Origin of the sequence: Streptomyces virginiae, from assembly GCF_041432505.1 — a bacterium.
Taxonomy (GTDB): domain Bacteria; phylum Actinomycetota; class Actinomycetes; order Streptomycetales; family Streptomycetaceae; genus Streptomyces; species Streptomyces virginiae_A.
Genome location: NZ_CP107871.1, coordinates 5,100,480 through 5,117,036, shown reverse-complemented (window position 1 = coordinate 5,117,036; position 16,557 = coordinate 5,100,480). Strand labels below are relative to the sequence as shown.

Genomic DNA, 16,557 nt, shown 5'->3' with positions numbered 1-16,557 from the left:
GGGCGGGCTCCCGGCGGCTCCCGAGCGACCTCCACATCCGTACGGGCCCACCGGCCCCGAAAGATGTCATGAGTATCTCGCGATTACGGGCATGACATCCGGGCCGTACGGCGATACCGTCGTGAAGTTGGCTGGAAGTCGCACAGGAGGCCCCGTGAAGGCGGAGAACGAGCAGCGCACGGGTTTGCTCTACGGATTCGGCGCGTACGGGATGTGGGGGCTGGTGCCCCTCTTCTGGCCTCTCCTCAAACCCTCCGGGGCGGTCGAGATCCTCGCCCACCGCATGGTGTGGTCCCTGGCCGTGGTCGGTCTGGCACTTCTCGCGCTGCGCCGCTGGGGCTGGATACGGGAGCTGCTCCGCCAACCGCGCAAGCTCGGCCTGACCGCGCTGGCCGCCTCGGTGATCAGCGTGAACTGGGGCCTGTACATCTGGTCGGTCAACAACGAGCACGTCGTCGAGGCCAGCCTCGGCTACTTCATCAATCCCCTGGTCAGCATCGCCATCGGCGTACTGGTGCTCGGCGAGCGACTGCGCCGCGCCCAGTGGGTGGCGGTCGGCCTCAGCTTCGTCGCCGTGCTGGTGCTCGCCATCGGCTACGGGCGACCGCCGTGGATCTCGCTGGTCCTCGCCTTCTCCTTCGCCACGTACGGGCTGATCAAGAAGAAGCTCAACATGGGCGGCCTGGAGTCGCTGGCCGCCGAGACGGCCGTGCTGTTCCTGCCCGCCCTCGGCTACGTGCTGTGGCTCGGCGCGCAGGGGCAGTCCACCTTCGCCGCGCACGGTGTCGGCCACGCGCTGCTGTTGGCCGCGACCGGCCTGGTCACGGCGATCCCGCTGGTGTTCTTCGGGATGGCCGCGATCCGGGTTCCGCTGTCCACCCTGGGGCTGCTCCAGTACATGGCCCCGGTCTTCCAGTTCGGGCTCGGCGTCCTGTACTTCCACGAGGCGATGCCGCCCGAGCGCTGGGCGGGCTTCTCCCTGGTGTGGGCCGCGCTGGTGATCCTCACCTGGGACGCGCTGCGTACGGCGCGGCGGTCCCGGGCCAGGTTGGAGGCGGCGGCGCCGACGGTCCTGGCGACACCGGCCCGCGAGCCCGCGTAACGCGCCCCGGAAGGCGCGTGGCGCAGCCCCCCGCGGGGCTCGCGCCGGCAAACACTCCACACCCTCGATCCCCGGTACGGACCACCCGTACCGGGGATCGTCCGTTTTCCGAACTGCCCTGACCGAATTGTGGTCTTGACGGACAGTCACACTCTCGCTGAACATCAGGCTCGCACTGACGCACTAACGCTCACCTGCTCTATCCCCACCCGTTCCGTCATATCCCCGCGGAATCCCGGAGCCCCCACATGAGCCTGTCCGTCTCTCGGCGCCTCGCCGCCGTGACCGCGTTCGCGGTCGCCGGCCTGTTCGCCTCCGCCGTCCCCGCCGCGCTCGCCGCCCCCTCGGCGGTCACCGCGGCACCGACACCGCCCGACATTCCGCTGGCCAACGTCAAGGCCCACCTGTCGCAGCTCTCGACCATCGCCGCCAACAACGGCGGCAACCGTGCCCACGGCCGGGCCGGCTACAAGGCCTCGATCGACTACGTGAAGGGCAAGCTCGACGCGGCCGGCTTCACGACCACCCTGCAGACCTTCACCTCCAGCGGCGCCACCGGCTACAACCTGATCGCGGACTGGCCGGGCGGCGACCCGAACTCGGTCCTGATGGCCGGGTCGCACCTGGACTCGGTGACCTCGGGTGCCGGCATCAACGACAACGGCTCCGGCAGCGCGGCCGTCCTGGAGACCGCCCTCGCCGTCTCCCGGGCCGGTCTGCAGCCCACCAAGCACCTGCGTTTCGGCTGGTGGGGCGCGGAGGAGCTGGGCCTGATCGGCTCGAAGTACTACGTCAACAACCTGCCGGCGGCCGAGAAGGCGAAGATCTCCGGCTACCTGAACTTCGACATGATCGGCTCGCCGAACCCGGGCTACTTCGTCTACGACGACGACCCGACCATCGAGCAGACCTTCAAGAACTACTACGCCGGCCTCGGCGTCCCGACCGAGATCGAGACCGAGGGCGACGGCCGCTCCGACCACGCCCCCTTCAAGAACGCGGGCATACCCGTCGGCGGCCTGTTCTCCGGCGCCGACTACACGAAGACGGCGGCGCAGGCGCAGAAGTGGGGCGGCACCTCCGGTCAGGCCTTCGACCGGTGCTACCACTCCTCCTGCGACAGTCTGACGAACATCAACGACACCGCCCTGGACCGCAACTCCGACGCCGTCGCCTACGCGATCTGGACCCTCGGTGCGGGCACTCCGGTCCCGCCCGGCCAGTCCTTCGAGAACACGGCGGACGTGAACATCCCGGACTCCCCCGCGGCGGCGGTGTCCTCGCCGATCACGGTTTCCGGCGTGACGGGCAACGCGCCCGCCACCACCAAGGTCGACGTGAACATCGTCCACACCTACCGCGGTGACCTGGTGGTCGACCTGGTCGCCCCCGACGGCACCGTCTACAACCTGCACAACCGCAGCGGCGGCAGCGCCGACAACCTGGTCCAGACGTACACGGTGAACGCCTCCAGCGAGGTCGCCAACGGGGTCTGGAACCTCCGGGTCAAGGACACGGCGGCGCAGGACGTCGGCTACATCAACAGCTGGAAGATCACCTTCTAGTCTTCCGCCGACCGTTCCACGGCTCCACCGCTCCGGCACGATCCGATCGCCTCCGATCCGATCGTGCCGGAGCTGGGCGTCAGACGTCAGGCGTCCTCGGCGCCCGCCTGCGAGGACGCCTGGAGCGGCCCCTGGATGCGGGCACGCAGCTCCTCGGCCACCGCCGCGATGTCCGCGCGGCCCAGTTTCGCCGCCTCCACCAGGTCGCCGAGCTCCTCGGGCGAGGGCAGCTGCTTCGCCCCGGCCACCCGCAGGTACGAGCGGGTCGCGGCGGCCGCGTAGAACTCGTTCATCGGGGACTCCAGCGCCGGGCACACCGCGAGGGTGTGCAAAAACGCGGCGGCCCGCCACGCGGTGTCCGGGGCGGGCTGTTCGGGCACGAGGACGAGGTCGTTCTGGTGCCGGGCGACCGCGGCGGCCACCCCGGAGGGATCCCACACAGCGGGATCGGACGGGAGGTGGTGGGCCAGAGCCGTCCAGGCCCACTCCATGGTGATCTTCAATTGCCGAACCGCTGCTGGAAGTAGCTCCAGTGATCGGCGAACTCCTCTATGCCGGAGAGGAAGTTCTTGCGATCCTCGTCGAGTTCGCGCTCCGTGACCTCGGTGATCAGCGCGGTGACCGTCGTCCCCAGTGCCGCCGCACGTGCCTTCAGGCGTTCGTGGAACTCTTCGTCCAGGCGGATGGTGACGTGTCTCGACATGTCCAACACCGTACAGCGGGTGTGCTGTACGGGCAGCAGGAATGCCGCAAGGGTGGGCAGGGACACAGTCCCCGGCCCACCCTCGCGGCGCTTCGTCCGGCCTGCGACTACTTGTTGGCGTCGGCCGCCTTCACCAGCGCGTCCTTGGTGACCGCGCCGACGTAGACCTTGCCGTCGTCCGTGATCAGGGCGTTGACCAGGCGGGTCGACAGGACACGACCCTCACCGAACTTCCCGGTGACCTTGTCCCCGAGGGAGTCGAGGAACTGCTTGGCCTCCTTCGGGGTGTTCTTGTCGTTCTCCAGGTCCTTCAGGCTGCGGTCGACGCCCGAGTCGATGCGGGCGACGGTCGACCAGCCCTCGCCGAGCACCTTCACGTCGCCCTTCTCGCCCGCGCCACCGGTCAGGCCGCCGAGGCCCGGGAAGGACTCCAGCGCCTTCCAGTGCTCGCCCGCTCCGCCCTTGCCCGCCTCGTCCACGCCCTCGGTCACCTTGGCGCCCTTGGGCGCGGTGAAGGCGAAGGTGTCGCCGGCCGGCTTGGCGAAGTCCACCTTGGTGAAGCCGGCGTCGACGATCGGCTTGCCGCCCTGGGCGGACAGCAGCTGGACGCGCAGCGGCACGCCGTTCTTGGCGTCGACCGCGATCTGGACCGAGCCGACCGTGGAGCCGCTCTGCTTGGGCTTCAGCACCAGCTGGTAGGCATCGCGCCCGGCCACCTGCGCGGTGTCGCCGACGCTGACGTCCGTGGTGGGGCCGGCGGCCTTCAGGATCTCCTCGGCCAGCTTCTGCGGCGAGGCGGCCAGTCGGTCGGCGGTCTTGTGCTCCTTGCCGCCGTCCTTGCCCTTGCCGGCCTCGGCGTTCTTCTCGTGGAAGACCTCGTTCGACTTGGAGTCGTAGCCCCATACGTCGTCGCCGTTGTGGATGAGGCTGTACTCGTCCTTGCCGTCGAGGAAGGTCAGCCGCTGGCGGTCCGGGCCGTCGGCCGCGACGCGCAGGGTGTGGCTGCCGTTCGCCAGCTGGGCGACCTTGTCCTCCGGGTTGGCGGAGCCGCCCGCGATGCCCCCGCCGCCGAGCAGCCCGCTCGCGATCTTCGGCAGCCCCAGGTCGGTGGTGATCCGGGCGGTGCCGGACAGCTGCTGCACCTCCGAGGCCGCGACCTTCTCGATGAGCTGCTGCGCCGTCACCTTCGGCAGGTCGGGCCCGCCGGCGTTGGCGAAGGCCGGAACCATCGCAACGGTCGCCGCGGCCACGCCCGCCACCGCTACCGGTACGGCGTACCGGGCGGCCTTGCGGGAAGTCTTGGTGTTCGGTGCCATGTCAGTGCCCTGCCCTCTGTGTCGACTGCGGTGACCACCGTGTCGCCGCGCTCACCCGATCTGGTGGGGTTTGATGACTCCATCTGACCAAATCGGCGGCCCTGGGGCGTCAGTCCCCGGACGCAACTCGGCGTACGCCCGTGGGATGACATGGAAAGGGCCCTTCTCCCCCGACCCGTAGGGGTCGCCGGGGCGGAAGGGCCCGTTCCGCGGTCGTGGCCGCTACCCGGCGCGGTGCACCACCGCGTCGCAGAGCTCTTCGAGCGCCGACTTGGCGAAGCACTCCGGCAGCGGGGCCAGCATGGCCCGCGCGTCCTCGGCGTACTGGATGGTGTCGCGGCGGGCCCGCTCCAGGGCCGGGTGCGCCCGCAGTCGGGTGAGCACCTCGGCGTGGCGGGCGTCGTCCGTCAGGTCGCCGTCCAGGAGTTCCACGAGCTCCAGATCCGCGGGGTCGCCGCCCTGGGCCGCCATCTCGCGCAGCCGCAGCACGGGCAGCGTCGGGATGCCTTCGCGCAGGTCGGTGCCCGGGGTCTTGCCGGACTCGTGCGCGTCGGAGGCGATGTCGAGGACGTCGTCGGCGAGCTGGAAGGCGGTGCCGAGCCGCTCGCCGTACTGGGTCAGGATGTCGACGACCGACTCGTCGGCGCCGGACATGAGCGCGCCGAAGCGGCCGGAGACCGCGATCAGCGAGCCGGTCTTGCCGGCGATGACGTCGAGGTAGTGGGACACGGGGTCGCGGCCGTCGCGCGGGCCGGCCGTCTCCAGGATCTGGCCGGTCACCAGCCGCTCGAAGGCCTCGGCCTGGATGCGTACGGCCTCCGGCCCGAGGTCGGCCAGGATGTGCGAGGCGCGGGCGAACAGGAAGTCACCCGTGAGGACGGCCACCGAGTTGCCCCAGCGGGCGTTGGCGCTCTCCACCCCGCGGCGGACGTCCGCCTCGTCCATCACGTCGTCGTGGTAGAGCGTCGCGAGGTGCGTGAGCTCGACCACGACGGCGGACGGCACGATGCCGGGCGCGTAGGGATCACCGAACCGGGACGCGAGCATCACCAGCAGCGGCCGGAACCGCTTGCCTCCGGCCCGGACCAGGTGTTGTGCGGCCTCGGTGATGAAGGGGACTTCGCTCTTGGTGGCTTCCAGCAGACCCGCCTCGACGGCGGCCAGTCCGGCCTGGACATCGGTTTCAAGAGCCTGGTCCCGCACGCTCAGTCCGAACGGCCCGACGACGGTCACGAGGGGTACTCCTGTCTGCTGACGATCACGCTGACGATCACATGGATTGTCGATGTGTCGCTGCCATCACTCAAGCCAGCGTATCGGGTCTGTTTTCGATCACCGAGAGCGCCTTCCCGGCCACCACCCGCGCACTGTCCGATACACACCGGTATGTTCGGGAGAAGCCGAAACAACCGGAGAACACGTTTTGCCCAGAACTGCGACCGATATGGACGAACCCGCGGATCCGGAGGCCGACCGGCCACCGCCCCGGGACGACCATGCCTTCCTCGGCCACCCCCGGGGCCTCGCCACGCTCTCCGGACTGGAGGTCTGGGAGCGCTTCTCGTTCCTGGGCATGCAGGCCATCCTCGTCCTCTACTTCGCGGACACGGTGGCGAACGGCGGCCTGGGGATGGACCCGGGCACCGCCGCCTCCGTCTCGGCGGCCTACGGGACCATGGTCTACCTCGTCTCCGTCGCCGGCGGATGGCTCGCCGACCGCATCCTCGGTTCGTACCGGGCCGTGCTCTGGGGCGGCATCCTGATCGCCTGCGGCCACTACGCGATGGCCGTGCCCACCGCCACCATGACCTGGATCGGCCTCGGCCTGATCAGCGCGGGTACCGGCCTGCTCAAGCCGAACGTGGCCACCATGGTCGGCAAGCTCTACCGGACGGATGACGACCGGCGCGACGCCGGTTTCGCCCTCTACTACATGGCCATCAACATCGGCGCCTTCGCCGGACCGCTGGTCACCGGCTGGCTCGGGGAGCACCAGGGCTGGCACTGGGGCTTCTCCGCCGCCGCCGTCGGAATGACCGCGGGTCTGATCCAGTACGTCCTGGGCCGCCGCCATCTGGCCGGACGCAAGCACTCCGCCGAGTACGCCCTCGCCCCCGACGCGATGCGCCGCGCCGTGTGGTGGATCGTCGGCGGCCTGCTCGCCTTCACCGCGCTCGCCACCCTCCTGGCCCTCGTCGGGTGGCTGACCATGGGCCGCTTCGTCGACCTGCTCACCCTCGTCTCGGTGATCGCCCCGATCGCCTACTTCGTGGTGATGTTCCGCAGTCCGCGGGTGACGCGCGAGGAACGCGGGCGACTGCGCCCGTACGTGGTCCTCTTCCTGGCCTCGGTCGCCTTCAACTTCATCCTCTTCCAGGCCTACTCGACGATGATGCTGCTGGCCTCCACCAACGCCGAGAGCACGATCCTCGGCTTCGACTTCCCGTCGAGCTGGTACGCCTCCGCGCTCGGCGCCTTCGAGGTGGCCCTGGCCCCGGTCGTCGCCGCGCTGTGGTCCCGGATGGGCCACCGCCAGCCGCACGCCTCCAACAAGATCGCCATCGGGGTGATCCTGGGCGGCCTGTCCTTCCTGCTGATGGTGATCCCGACCTCGGGGCACGGCGGGGACGCGTACCGGATGGCCGCCTGGTGGATCGTCGGCTCGTACCTGCTGCTCGGCCTGGGCGACGTCCTGCTGGAGACCTCGGGCATGTCGGCCACCAGCAAGCTCGCGCCGCGGGCCTTCGGCAGCCAGACGATGGCGCTGTGGTTCCTCTCCCTCGCGCTGGCCAACGGCATCCAGGCGCAGGTGGTCAAGGTCTACGGCCAGGTGTCGAACCCCCTGTACTTCGGCCTCAACGGCGCCGTCGCGGTGGCGGCGGGCGTGGTCGTGATGGCGATGGCGCCGTGGCTGCGGCGCACGATGTACCCCGTCCACTGATGCGGCCGGGGGCGAGGGTCCGTGGAGAACGTCCGAGGCGATTGGCGGCCGAGACCAGATGATCATCCGTACCGACTTCCCCTACGGGACCACTCACGAGGATGTCCGGATCCCGCTGCCCGACGGCGTCGAGCTGTACGCCCGGATCTGGCGCCCGGTGACGGACGAGCCGGTCCCGGCCCTGCTGGAGTACCTCCCCTACCGGCTCACCGACTGGACCGCGCCGCGCGACCAGCAGCGCCACCCCTGGTACGCGGGCCACGGCTACGCCTCCGTACGGGTGGACGTGCGCGGGCACGGCTGCAGCGGCGGCCGGCCCGGCGACGAGTACGACGCCCGGGAGCTGGCGGACGGGGTCGCGGTGGTGGAGTGGCTGGCGGCGCAGCCGTGGTGCACGGGGGCGGTGGGGATGTTCGGGATCTCCTGGGGCGGATTCAACTCCCTCCAGATCGCGGCGCTGGCCCCCGAGCCGCTGAAGGCGATCGTGACCGTCTGCTCGACGGACGACCGGTACGACAACGACGTGCACTACATGGGCGGCTCGGTGCTCGCCGTGGACATGCACGCGTGGGCGGCGACGATGCTGGCCTTCGCCTCACGGCCGCCGGACCCGCGCTTCGTCGGCGACGACTGGCGCCGGCGGTGGCTGGAGCGGCTGGAGGCGGTGGAACCCCTCGTCCACACCTGGCTCTCCCACCAGACGCGCGACGCCTACTGGCGCCACGGCAGCGTCTGCGAGGACTACCCGGCCGTCCACGCGGCCGTACTGGCGGTCGGCGGCTGGCACGACCCGTACCGGGACACCGTGCTGCGGCTGGTCGAACACCTGCCGCCGACCCGCGTACGGGGCCTGATCGGGCCCTGGTCGCACCAGTACCCGGACCGCGGCCTGCCGCCGGGACCGGCCATCGGCTTCCTGCAGGAGACCCTGCGCTGGTGGGACCACTGGCTGAAGGGCGTGGACAACGGGGTGATGGACGAGCCGCTGCTGCGCACCTGGATCAGCGACTCGCACCCGCCGGCGACGGTGTACGAGGAGCTCCCGGGCCGCTGGGTCGGCGAGAAGGCCTGGCCCTCGGCGTCCGTCATCCCCGTCCCGTACGTGTTCCAGGGCGCGCCCGTGGACGTCGCCTCGCCGCAGCACACCGGACTGGACGCGGGCCGGTTCTTCCCCTTCGGCAACGACGCCGACCTGCCGCCGGACCAGCGGGAGGAGGACGCGAAGTCGGCCTGCTTCGAGTTCCCGGTGGGGCGCGAGGAGCCCGTGGAGATCCTGGGGCGGCCGTCGGTGACCCTGCGGCTGCGGCTCGACGTGCCGTACGGGCAGGTGATCGCCCGGCTCTGCGACGTCGCCCCGGACGGCTCCTCGACGCTGGTCACGCGGGGCGCCCTGAACCTCTCCGCGCGCCGGGGCCGGGACCGGGCGGTGCCCTGGCCGGTGGGCTCGTACGAGGACGTCACCTTCGAGCTGAACGGCATCGGCCACGCCTTCGCGCCGGGGCACCGGATCCGGCTCGCCGTGTCCTCCGCGTACTGGCCGTGGATCTGGCCGCGGGCCGGTTCCGAGGCCGGGTGGACCCTGGATCCGGCGGGCAGCGCGCTGACCCTGCCGGTGCGGGCCGGCTCCGCGACGGACGGCGGGATCGTCTTCGAGGCCCCGGAGCAGGCGGAGCCGCTGGGGGTGGTCTTCCCGGCGACGCTGGACGAACCGCGCCCGGAGCGGCTGGTCGTACGGGACGTGGCGCGCGGGACGTGGCGGCTGGAGGTGGACCCGCGGTACGGGGGCACGCGGGTGTTCCCCGACGGGCTGGAGTACTCCGAGGACGCGGAGGAGGTGTACGAGATCCAGGACGCGGACGCGCTGTCGGCGCGCACGTTCTCGCGGTGGCGGATCCGGCTGCACCGACCGGAACTGGGCTGGGACGCGCGGGTGGAGACGCGGTCGGAGATCCGCTGCGACGAGGGCGGTTTCCTGACGTCGAACGAGGTGGTGTGCCGGGAGGGGGACGAGGTGGTCTTCCACCGGACGTGGGAGCGACGGTTGCCGCGGGCGGCGGGCTGAGCGGGTCGACCCGCCCTGACGGGCGGCCCCGGGGCTCCGCCCCGGACCCCGCGCCTCAAACGCCGGCGGGGCTGAGATTGCCCTGCGGGCAACCCAGCCGCGCCAGCAGGACGAAGTCAGCCAACTCCAGCCCCGCCGGCGTTTGAGGCGCGGGGCTGCGGGGCGGAGCCCTCCAACCGGCGGTCAGCCGAACAGTCGCTCCAGGACCACCGCGATGCCGTCGTCCTCGTTGGACAGCGTCAGCTCGTCGGCGACCGCCACCAGCTCGTGGTGGGAGTTGGCCATCGCCACCCCGTGGGCCGCCCACGCGAACATGGGGATGTCGTTCGGCATGTCTCCGAAGGCGATCGTCCCGGCCGGGGAGACGCCGAGGAGGTCCGCCGCCCGCGCGAGCCCGCTGGCCTTGTCGATGCCCGGCGGCTGGAGTTCCACGGTGTGCTCGCCCGCCATCGTGACGTTGACCAGGTGGCCGACCACCGACCGCGCCACCCGGGTCAGTTCGTCGTCGTCCAGTTCCGGGTGTTGGAGCAGCACCTTGTTGATCGGCGCCGACCACAGGTCGCAGCGCTGCGGGACGCGGACCGTCGGCAGGTGGGGGTGCCACATCCGGTAGCCCGGCCCTATCAGCATCTCGGCGTCCAGGCCCTCCTGGTTGACCGCCGCGTAGACCTCGCCGACCTCCGCCTCGATCTTCCCGAGGGCCACGTCGGCCAGCTCCCGGTCCATGGATACGGAGTGCAGCAGGCGGCCGCGCGCCGCGTCGTACACCTGCGCGCCCTGCCCGCACACCGCGAGCCCCGTGTAGCCGAGCCGGTCCAGGACGTGTCGGACCTGGGGGACGGGGCGTCCGGTGACGATGATGTGCTGGGCGCCGGCCGCGCGCGCCCTCGCGAGCGCCTCGTACGAGCGGGCGGAGACGGTGTCCCCGGCTTGGAGCAGAGTCCCGTCCAGATCGGTGGCGATCAAGGCATAGGGAAGGGCCGGAGGTGGGGCGGAAGTCACGGCGCCTAGGATACGGACCCCTTTGGACAAGTCCTACAAATTGAGCCTGAATCCGGCCTCCCGTACGCCCCATCCGTCACTTGTCGCGCTCCAGCGTCGAGCGGGGCAGGGGCGGGGCAGGGAAGTGCACAACCCCGACCGTAAGGCCCTCGATCGACAGCACGCACCAAAAGATCAGATATGACCGGAACTGTGGATACCTGACCATGGGCGTCGTCCTGGGGTGTGTTTCATCTCCGACCGGGTACCCGCGCTTTCCTGCGGGATCCTGAGTAGCGTGTCCCGCACCGTGTCTACCGGGACACCCCCGGACCGCGTCGAAAGCGAGGCAGTACCCCATGCCCCAGCAGAGCCCCCTCGATGTCCCCGAGGGCGACCCGTTCGGGCCGCACAACCTCCCCTACGGCGTCTTCTCGACCGCCGCGGAAGGCCGCCGCCGGATCGGCGTGCGCATCGGCGGACACGTGCTCGACGCGGGGGCGGCCGCGGCCGCGCTCGGTTCCCCGTACGCCGGGCTGCTCGGGCAGGCCTCCCTCAACCCGCTGCTGGCCGCCGGGCGCACCGCCTGGCGCGACGTCCGCCGCGCGCTGACCGCCTGGGTGACCGACCCCGGCCACCGCCCCACCGTCGAGCCGCACCTGCTGCCGCTCGACGAGGTCACCCTGCACCTGCCGTACGAGGTCGCCGACTACGTCGACTTCTACGCGAGCGAACACCACGCCACCAACGTCGGCAGGATGTTCCGCCCGGACGGCGACGCGCTGACCCCCAACTGGAAGCACCTGCCGATCGGTTACCACGGCCGCTCCGGCACGATCGTGGTCTCCGGCACCGATGTCGCGCGCCCCTCCGGTCAGCGCAAGGCGCCCACCGACCCGGCGCCCGTCTTCGGCCCCTCCGTCAAGCTCGACATCGAGGCCGAGGTCGGCTTCGTCGTCGGCGCCCCCTCCGAGCTGGGCACCCCGGTGCCGCTGGGCGCGTTCGAGGACCACGTCTTCGGGCTCTTCCTGCTCAACGACTGGTCGGCGCGGGACATCCAGGCCTGGGAGTACGTGCCGCTCGGCCCGTTCCTCGGCAAGTCCTTCGCCACCTCCGTCTCGGCGTGGGTCACCCCGCTGGAGGCCCTGGACGCCGCCCGGGTCGCACCGCCCGCCCGCGACTTCCCGCTCCTGCCCTACCTGGACGACGCCGACCTCGACCGCCCCGGCGGCTTCGACCTGCGCATCACCGTCTCCATCAACGGGCAGGAGGTGGCGCAGCCGCCGTTCGCCACCATGTACTGGACGGCCGCCCAGCAACTCGCCCACATGACCGTCAACGGCGCCTCCCTGCGCACCGGTGACGTCTTCGGCTCCGGCACCGTCAGCGGCCCCGAGGTCGGCCAGCGCGGTTCGCTGCTGGAGCTCACCTGGAACGGCCGCGACGCCATCGAGCTCACCGACGGCAAGCGCACCTTCCTGGAGGACGGGGACACCGTCACCCTCACCGCCTGGGCCCCCGGCCCGGACGGCACGCGCGTCGGCCTCGGCGAGGTCACCGGCCGCATCGTGGGATCGCGCTAGTCCGACGCCGGCGGCACACACGGTCGGCGGGGTGGCGGATCTTTCCGCCACCCCGCCGAAACCGCAGCTCAGAGCCTTGCGTGAGCGCCGTCAAGTGGCGCAACACTCTGGCAACACCACCGGCGCCGGGCCGCCGGTACCTTCCTTGCCATGCCAGCCGAACGAACCGCCACGCACACCGTCCCGGTCGCCGCCGCGCGCCGGCGGCGACTGCGCGCGGACCAGGCGCGGCAGCTCGCCGACCTGCTGCGCCACCAGATCCTGGCAGGCGGCCACCCCGGCGGGGTCCTCCCCCTGGAGGGCGAACTCGCCGACTCCTACGGCGCCGGCCGCAACACCGTCCGCCAGGCCCTCGACCTGCTGCGCGGCGAGGGGCTCGTGGAGCGCCGACCCGGCGTGGGCACCGTCGTGGTCTGCGAGAAGTACCCGCACGGCCTGGACCGCCTGCAAGGCCTGGCCGAGACCCTGAACGAGCACGGCCGGGTGACCAACGAGGTCCGTACGGTCGGCCCCGTCCGCGCCCCCGCCCCGGTCGCCGGGCGCCTCGGCCTGCCCGAGCACGCGGACGTGCTCTACATCGAACGGCTGCGGCGCCTGAACGGGCTACCGCTCTCCCTCGACCTCACCTACGTCCCGATGGACATCGGCGCCGGCCTGCTCGGCTGCGACCTGGAGAACACCGACGTCTTCCGGCTCCTGGAGCAGCTGACCGGGCAGCCCCTCGGCCACGCCGAGATCACCCTTGAGGCCGTCAACGCCGACGCGCACTCCGCCGCCGTCCTCCAGGCCCCGCGCGGGGCCGCCGTCCTGATGCTGGAGCGCCTCACCCACCTGGGCGACGGCCGCCCCGTGGACCTGGAGTTCATCCGCTTCCGCGGCGACCGGATCACCATGAGCGGCCTGCTGCGCCGCTGTCTGTGACCGCCTCCCGCCCACCGCTCCCCTCCGGCCCACCGCTCCCTCCGACCTCCGACCTTCTGCGTACCCACCTTCCTGGAGACAGCCATGCCTGTGGTCCCCCAGCGCGGCGACGTGCCCGTGACCATCGACGAGTCCCTGTGCATCGACGGCTGCACGCTCTGCGTCGACATGTGTCCGCTCGACTCGCTCGCGATCCGCGAGGACAACGGCAAGGCCTACATGCACGTCGACGAGTGCTGGTACTGCGGCCCGTGCGCCGCCCGCTGTCCCACCGGCGCGGTCACCGTCAACATGCCCTACCTGCTCCGGTGAAAGGCACCTTTCCCATGCGCAAGACGCGTACGAAGGCACTCGCGCCCGCCGCGCTCGCCCTGCTGCTCGCCCCCGTGGCCACCGCCTGCTCGGGCTCGGCCGGGGCCGCCGACTCCAGGACGGTCACCGTGACCGTCGGCTACCAGTCCAAGACCATCAACACCGTCACCGCCGGCACCCTGCTGCGCTCCCTCGGCTACTTCGAGGAGGAGCTCGCCGCGCGCGGCAAGAAGGACGGCGTCACCTACAAGGTGGACTGGCAGGACTACGCCACCGGCGCCCCCATCACCGCGCAGATGACCGCCGGGAAGATCGACATCGGTTCGATGGGCGACTTCCCGCTCCTCATCAACGCGGTACGCGGCAAGGAGCTGAAGCAGCCCACCCACCTCGTCTCCGTGACCGGCTACAACCTGCGGGGCGGCCTCAACACCGTGGTCACCGCACCGGAGTCGAAGCTGGAGTCCCTGGCCGACCTGCGCGGCAAGAAGGTGTCGACGAGCGTCGGATCGGCGGCCGACGGAACGCTGGTACGGGCTCTGCGGCGCGCCGGGATCGACCCGACGGGCGGTATCGAGAAGCTCAACCAGCAGCCCAGCGTGGGCGCATCGGCCCTCCAGGCGGGCAGCGTCGACGCGCTCTCGCAGTTCGTGGCGTGGCCCGGGCAGCTGGCGTACGAGGGCCGGGCCAAGGCCTTGTACGACGGCGCCGAGTTGAACCTGCCGACCTTCCACGGGGTCACCGTGCGGGAGAAGTTCGCGAAGGAGCGGGCCGGCGTGCTGGACGACTTCCTGCGGGCCCAGCGCCGGGCCACCGACCACCTGCGCGCGGAGCCGGTCGCGGCCGCCGAGTCGGTGGCGAAGGAGACGGGACTGCCCGCGGAGGTGGTCTACCTCTACAACGGGGCGAACGGCATCGCCACCTTCGACCCGGCCCTGCGCCCGGAGCTCATCGACGCGCTGAAGCAGGACGTGCCGGTGCTGAAGGACGCCAAGCTGGTCGGCGACGTGGACGTGGACGCCTTCGTGGACCCGGAGCCCCTCGCGCGGGCGTCGCAGGGTGCTCAGCAGTACCCGGCGGCCGTGGCCGCCCGCCCCGAGCTGTGGCTGAAGGGCCAGGCCCGCACGCAGTCCTTCGACTCGCCGCGCGAGCTGCTGAAGGCGGCGCGCGGCGCGGACGTCCGGGCGGCGTACGTGCCGGACGCGGTGACCGGCACGCTCTGGTTCGCGGACAAGGCGGTGTGGGTCGCCGAGGGGCCGGAGCTGCGGGCCTTCGTCACGCCCGCGGGCGCGAAGGCGTACGTGGCCGCGCACCAGGGATCCGGGGCGCGGATCGTGAGCTTCGCCGAGGCCGGAGCCCTGGCCTCATGACGGGCGGCCGCTGGTTGCTGCGGGCGGCCTCGCTCGGCGCGGCCCTGCTCCTCTGGCAGGGGCTGACCTCGCTGGACGTGAACCTGTGGCTGCGCTTCGAGCAGTTCCCGATGGTGGGCGAGGTCGCCGGGGCGTTCACCGAGCGGGCCGGGACCGGACCCTTCTGGCAGGACCTGGCCTCCAGCCTGCGCCGGATCGTGACGGGCTTCGCGCTCGCCGCGGTCCTGGGCGTCGCGGTGGGGACGGCGATCGCCCGGTCGCGGATCGCGGCCGACGTGCTGGGCCCGCTGCTGGAGGTGCTGCGTCCGGTACCGGCGATCGCGCTGGTCCCGGTGGCGATCCTGCTGTTCCCCTCCAACGAGCAGGGGATCGTGTTCATCACCTGCACGGCCGCCTTCTTCCCGGTGCTGGTCTCGACGCGGCACGCGGTGGGGGCGCTGACCCCGGTGTGGGAGGAGGCGGTCCTGACCATGGGCGGCGGGCGGGCCCGGATCCTCTTCTCCGTGGTGCTGCCGGGGGCCCTGCCGGGCATCTTCGGGGGCCTGTCGGTCGGGATCGGGGTGGCCTGGATCTGTGTGATCTCGGCCGAGATGATCTCCGGCGAATACGGGGTCGGCTACCGGACCTGGCAGGACTACACGGTGATCGACTACCCCGGCGTCTTCGTCGGCATGGTCACCATCGGCGCGCTGGGCTGGCTGACCTCCACCGCGGTGGAGCGGGCGGGCCGCCGCCTGACGCGGTGGCTCCCGGCCCGCGACTCCTCCGGCCCCGTGCCGGCCTCCGCCGCCCGCACCCGTACGTGGCGGGTCCCCGGCCGATCACCCCGGACCCCCCACCCGGCCACGGCCCGGGCCGGCGCGACCGGCCCGCGTTCCGGCTCGGGACCCTTCCCCGAGCAGACCCGAGAGGTGACCCCATGAGCCTGACCCAGGCAGATGCCCGGACCGGTCCCGGCGCCGCGGCGCACCACCCCGCGACGCACGGGGCGCGGCTCGCGCTGCGCGGCGTCCGGCTCGGGCACCGCGGGAACGTGGTGCTGGACGGGGTCGATCTGACGGTCGAGCCCGGGGAGGTGCTCGCCGTCGTGGGCCCGTCCGGCTGCGGCAAGTCCACGCTCCTGCGCACCCTCGCGGGGCTGCTGCCGCCGCTCGACGGCGTGGTGGAACAGGACGGCGCCCCGGTCCGAGGCCCGGACGCCGACCGGGCGCTGGTCTTCCAGGACGACGCCCTGCTGCCCTGGCGCACGGTCCGGGCCAACGTCGAACTCCCGCTCGCCATCGGGCGCTCCCGGCCGCCCCGGGCCGAACGGCGGCGGATCGCCGGGGAGTGGCTGGAGCGGGTCGGCCTGGACGGGCACGCGCACAAGTACCCGCACCAGCTCTCGGGCGGGCAGCGCCAGCGCGTGCAGCTGGCCCGCGCCCTTGCCGCGCGCCCGCGCGCCGTCCTGATGGACGAACCCTTCGGGGCGCTCGACGCCCAGACCCGCGCCGAGATGCAGAACCTCCTCGTGGACGTCCTCGCGGGCACCGGCGCGACCGTCGTCTTCGTCACCCACGACGTGGACGAGGCGCTGTTCCTCGGCGACCGCGTCGCCCTGCTCGCCACCGCGCGGGTGGTCCCGGTACCGCGGCCGCGCGACCGCGGGGCCTCGTACGCCGAGCTCCGGCAGCAGATCATCAACTCACTCTGAAGGGCCGC

The 16,557-nt window shown here is 71.8% G+C and carries 15 protein-coding genes; 10 read left to right on the top strand and 5 right to left on the bottom strand.

Annotation, left to right across the window (positions count from 1 at the left end):
* The first annotated feature begins 154 nt into the window (after positions 1 to 154).
* Both rarD and OG624_RS23875 read left to right on the top strand, forming a co-directional pair.
* Positions 155 to 1,102: an EamA family transporter RarD gene (gene rarD / locus OG624_RS23880; protein ID WP_033224190.1), complete on the top strand. Its 948-nt coding sequence runs from the start codon at positions 155 to 157 to the stop codon at positions 1,100 to 1,102.
* Between the two features lie 248 nt (positions 1,103 to 1,350).
* Positions 1,351 to 2,667, top strand: coding sequence for a M28 family metallopeptidase (locus OG624_RS23875; RefSeq protein WP_161291505.1), 1,317 nt, complete (start codon positions 1,351 to 1,353; stop codon positions 2,665 to 2,667).
* Between the two features lie 86 nt (positions 2,668 to 2,753).
* Here OG624_RS23875 and OG624_RS23870 read toward each other — a convergent pair whose 3' ends face one another.
* The 4 genes from OG624_RS23870 to OG624_RS23855 all read right to left on the bottom strand — a co-directional run bounded on the left by OG624_RS23870 (position 2,754) and on the right by OG624_RS23855 (position 5,919).
* Positions 2,754 to 3,170 carry a hypothetical protein gene (locus OG624_RS23870; RefSeq protein WP_237545507.1) on the bottom strand — a complete coding sequence of 139 codons (417 nt, stop codon included), beginning with the start codon at positions 3,168 to 3,170 and terminating at the stop codon, positions 2,754 to 2,756.
* Positions 3,167 to 3,370 (bottom strand): ribbon-helix-helix domain-containing protein, encoded by a 204-nt coding sequence (locus OG624_RS23865; RefSeq protein ID WP_234314053.1) that lies wholly within the window; start codon positions 3,368 to 3,370, stop codon positions 3,167 to 3,169. Before OG624_RS23865 ends, OG624_RS23870 begins: the two co-directional genes overlap by 4 nt.
* 107 nt (positions 3,371 to 3,477) lie before the next feature.
* Positions 3,478 to 4,686: a LolA family protein gene (locus tag OG624_RS23860; RefSeq protein WP_371588248.1), complete on the bottom strand. Its 1,209-nt coding sequence runs from the start codon at positions 4,684 to 4,686 to the stop codon at positions 3,478 to 3,480.
* A gap of 222 nt (positions 4,687 to 4,908) precedes the next feature.
* Complete coding sequence (locus OG624_RS23855) at positions 4,909 to 5,919, bottom strand: polyprenyl synthetase family protein (protein ID WP_033224186.1); 1,011 nt, start codon at positions 5,917 to 5,919, stop codon at positions 4,909 to 4,911.
* Positions 5,920 to 6,130: 211 nt separating this feature from the next.
* Between OG624_RS23855 and OG624_RS23850 the strand changes: the two genes are divergently transcribed.
* Positions 6,131 to 7,627: a peptide MFS transporter gene (locus OG624_RS23850; RefSeq protein WP_371588247.1), complete on the top strand. Its 1,497-nt coding sequence runs from the start codon at positions 6,131 to 6,133 to the stop codon at positions 7,625 to 7,627.
* A 58-nt stretch (positions 7,628 to 7,685) separates the two neighbouring features.
* Complete coding sequence (locus OG624_RS23845; protein WP_352165244.1) at positions 7,686 to 9,689, top strand: CocE/NonD family hydrolase; 2,004 nt, start codon at positions 7,686 to 7,688, stop codon at positions 9,687 to 9,689.
* A 183-nt stretch (positions 9,690 to 9,872) separates the two neighbouring features.
* On the opposite strand, the gene OG624_RS23840 is transcribed toward OG624_RS23845, so the two are convergent.
* Positions 9,873 to 10,691: an HAD family hydrolase gene (locus OG624_RS23840; RefSeq protein WP_371588246.1), complete on the bottom strand. Its 819-nt coding sequence runs from the start codon at positions 10,689 to 10,691 to the stop codon at positions 9,873 to 9,875.
* A gap of 338 nt (positions 10,692 to 11,029) precedes the next feature.
* Between OG624_RS23840 and fahA the strand changes: the two genes are divergently transcribed.
* From fahA to OG624_RS23810, 6 genes are all read left to right on the top strand, one after another.
* On the top strand, positions 11,030 to 12,253 hold the full coding sequence (gene fahA / locus OG624_RS23835) for a fumarylacetoacetase (RefSeq protein WP_161291501.1): 1,224 nt from the start codon (positions 11,030 to 11,032) through the stop codon (positions 12,251 to 12,253).
* Positions 12,254 to 12,403: 150 nt separating this feature from the next.
* Positions 12,404 to 13,174 carry a GntR family transcriptional regulator gene (locus OG624_RS23830; RefSeq protein ID WP_030722266.1) on the top strand — a complete coding sequence of 257 codons (771 nt, stop codon included), beginning with the start codon at positions 12,404 to 12,406 and terminating at the stop codon, positions 13,172 to 13,174.
* A gap of 84 nt (positions 13,175 to 13,258) precedes the next feature.
* Positions 13,259 to 13,486 carry a 4Fe-4S dicluster domain-containing protein gene (locus OG624_RS23825; RefSeq protein ID WP_030011381.1) on the top strand — a complete coding sequence of 76 codons (228 nt, stop codon included), beginning with the start codon at positions 13,259 to 13,261 and terminating at the stop codon, positions 13,484 to 13,486.
* 14 nt (positions 13,487 to 13,500) lie between these two features.
* Positions 13,501 to 14,856: an ABC transporter substrate-binding protein gene (locus OG624_RS23820; RefSeq protein WP_033224182.1), complete on the top strand. Its 1,356-nt coding sequence runs from the start codon at positions 13,501 to 13,503 to the stop codon at positions 14,854 to 14,856.
* Positions 14,853 to 15,779 carry an ABC transporter permease gene (locus OG624_RS23815; protein WP_371639826.1) on the top strand — a complete coding sequence of 309 codons (927 nt, stop codon included), beginning with the start codon at positions 14,853 to 14,855 and terminating at the stop codon, positions 15,777 to 15,779. Before OG624_RS23820 ends, OG624_RS23815 begins: the two co-directional genes overlap by 4 nt.
* A complete protein-coding gene (locus OG624_RS23810; protein ID WP_371639825.1) occupies positions 15,776 to 16,549 on the top strand; it encodes an ABC transporter ATP-binding protein in 774 nt (257 codons plus the stop codon). Before OG624_RS23815 ends, OG624_RS23810 begins: the two co-directional genes overlap by 4 nt.
* The last annotated feature ends 8 nt before the right edge of the window (positions 16,550 to 16,557 follow it).

Coding starts and splice junctions, on each gene's coding strand:
- OG624_RS23875 (WP_161291505.1), top strand. CDS start 1,351: ATGAGCCTGTCCGTCTCTCGGCGCCTCGCCGCCGTGACCGCGTTCGCG.
- OG624_RS23865 (WP_234314053.1), bottom strand. CDS start 3,370: ATGTCGAGACACGTCACCATCCGCCTGGACGAAGAGTTCCACGAACGC.
- OG624_RS23860 (WP_371588248.1), bottom strand. CDS start 4,686: ATGGCACCGAACACCAAGACTTCCCGCAAGGCCGCCCGGTACGCCGTA.
- OG624_RS23850 (WP_371588247.1), top strand. CDS start 6,131: ATGGACGAACCCGCGGATCCGGAGGCCGACCGGCCACCGCCCCGGGAC.
- OG624_RS23845 (WP_352165244.1), top strand. CDS start 7,686: ATGATCATCCGTACCGACTTCCCCTACGGGACCACTCACGAGGATGTC.
- fahA (WP_161291501.1), top strand. CDS start 11,030: ATGCCCCAGCAGAGCCCCCTCGATGTCCCCGAGGGCGACCCGTTCGGG.
- OG624_RS23830 (WP_030722266.1), top strand. CDS start 12,404: ATGCCAGCCGAACGAACCGCCACGCACACCGTCCCGGTCGCCGCCGCG.
- OG624_RS23825 (WP_030011381.1), top strand. CDS start 13,259: ATGCCTGTGGTCCCCCAGCGCGGCGACGTGCCCGTGACCATCGACGAG.
- OG624_RS23820 (WP_033224182.1), top strand. CDS start 13,501: ATGCGCAAGACGCGTACGAAGGCACTCGCGCCCGCCGCGCTCGCCCTG.
- OG624_RS23815 (WP_371639826.1), top strand. CDS start 14,853: ATGACGGGCGGCCGCTGGTTGCTGCGGGCGGCCTCGCTCGGCGCGGCC.
- OG624_RS23810 (WP_371639825.1), top strand. CDS start 15,776: ATGAGCCTGACCCAGGCAGATGCCCGGACCGGTCCCGGCGCCGCGGCG.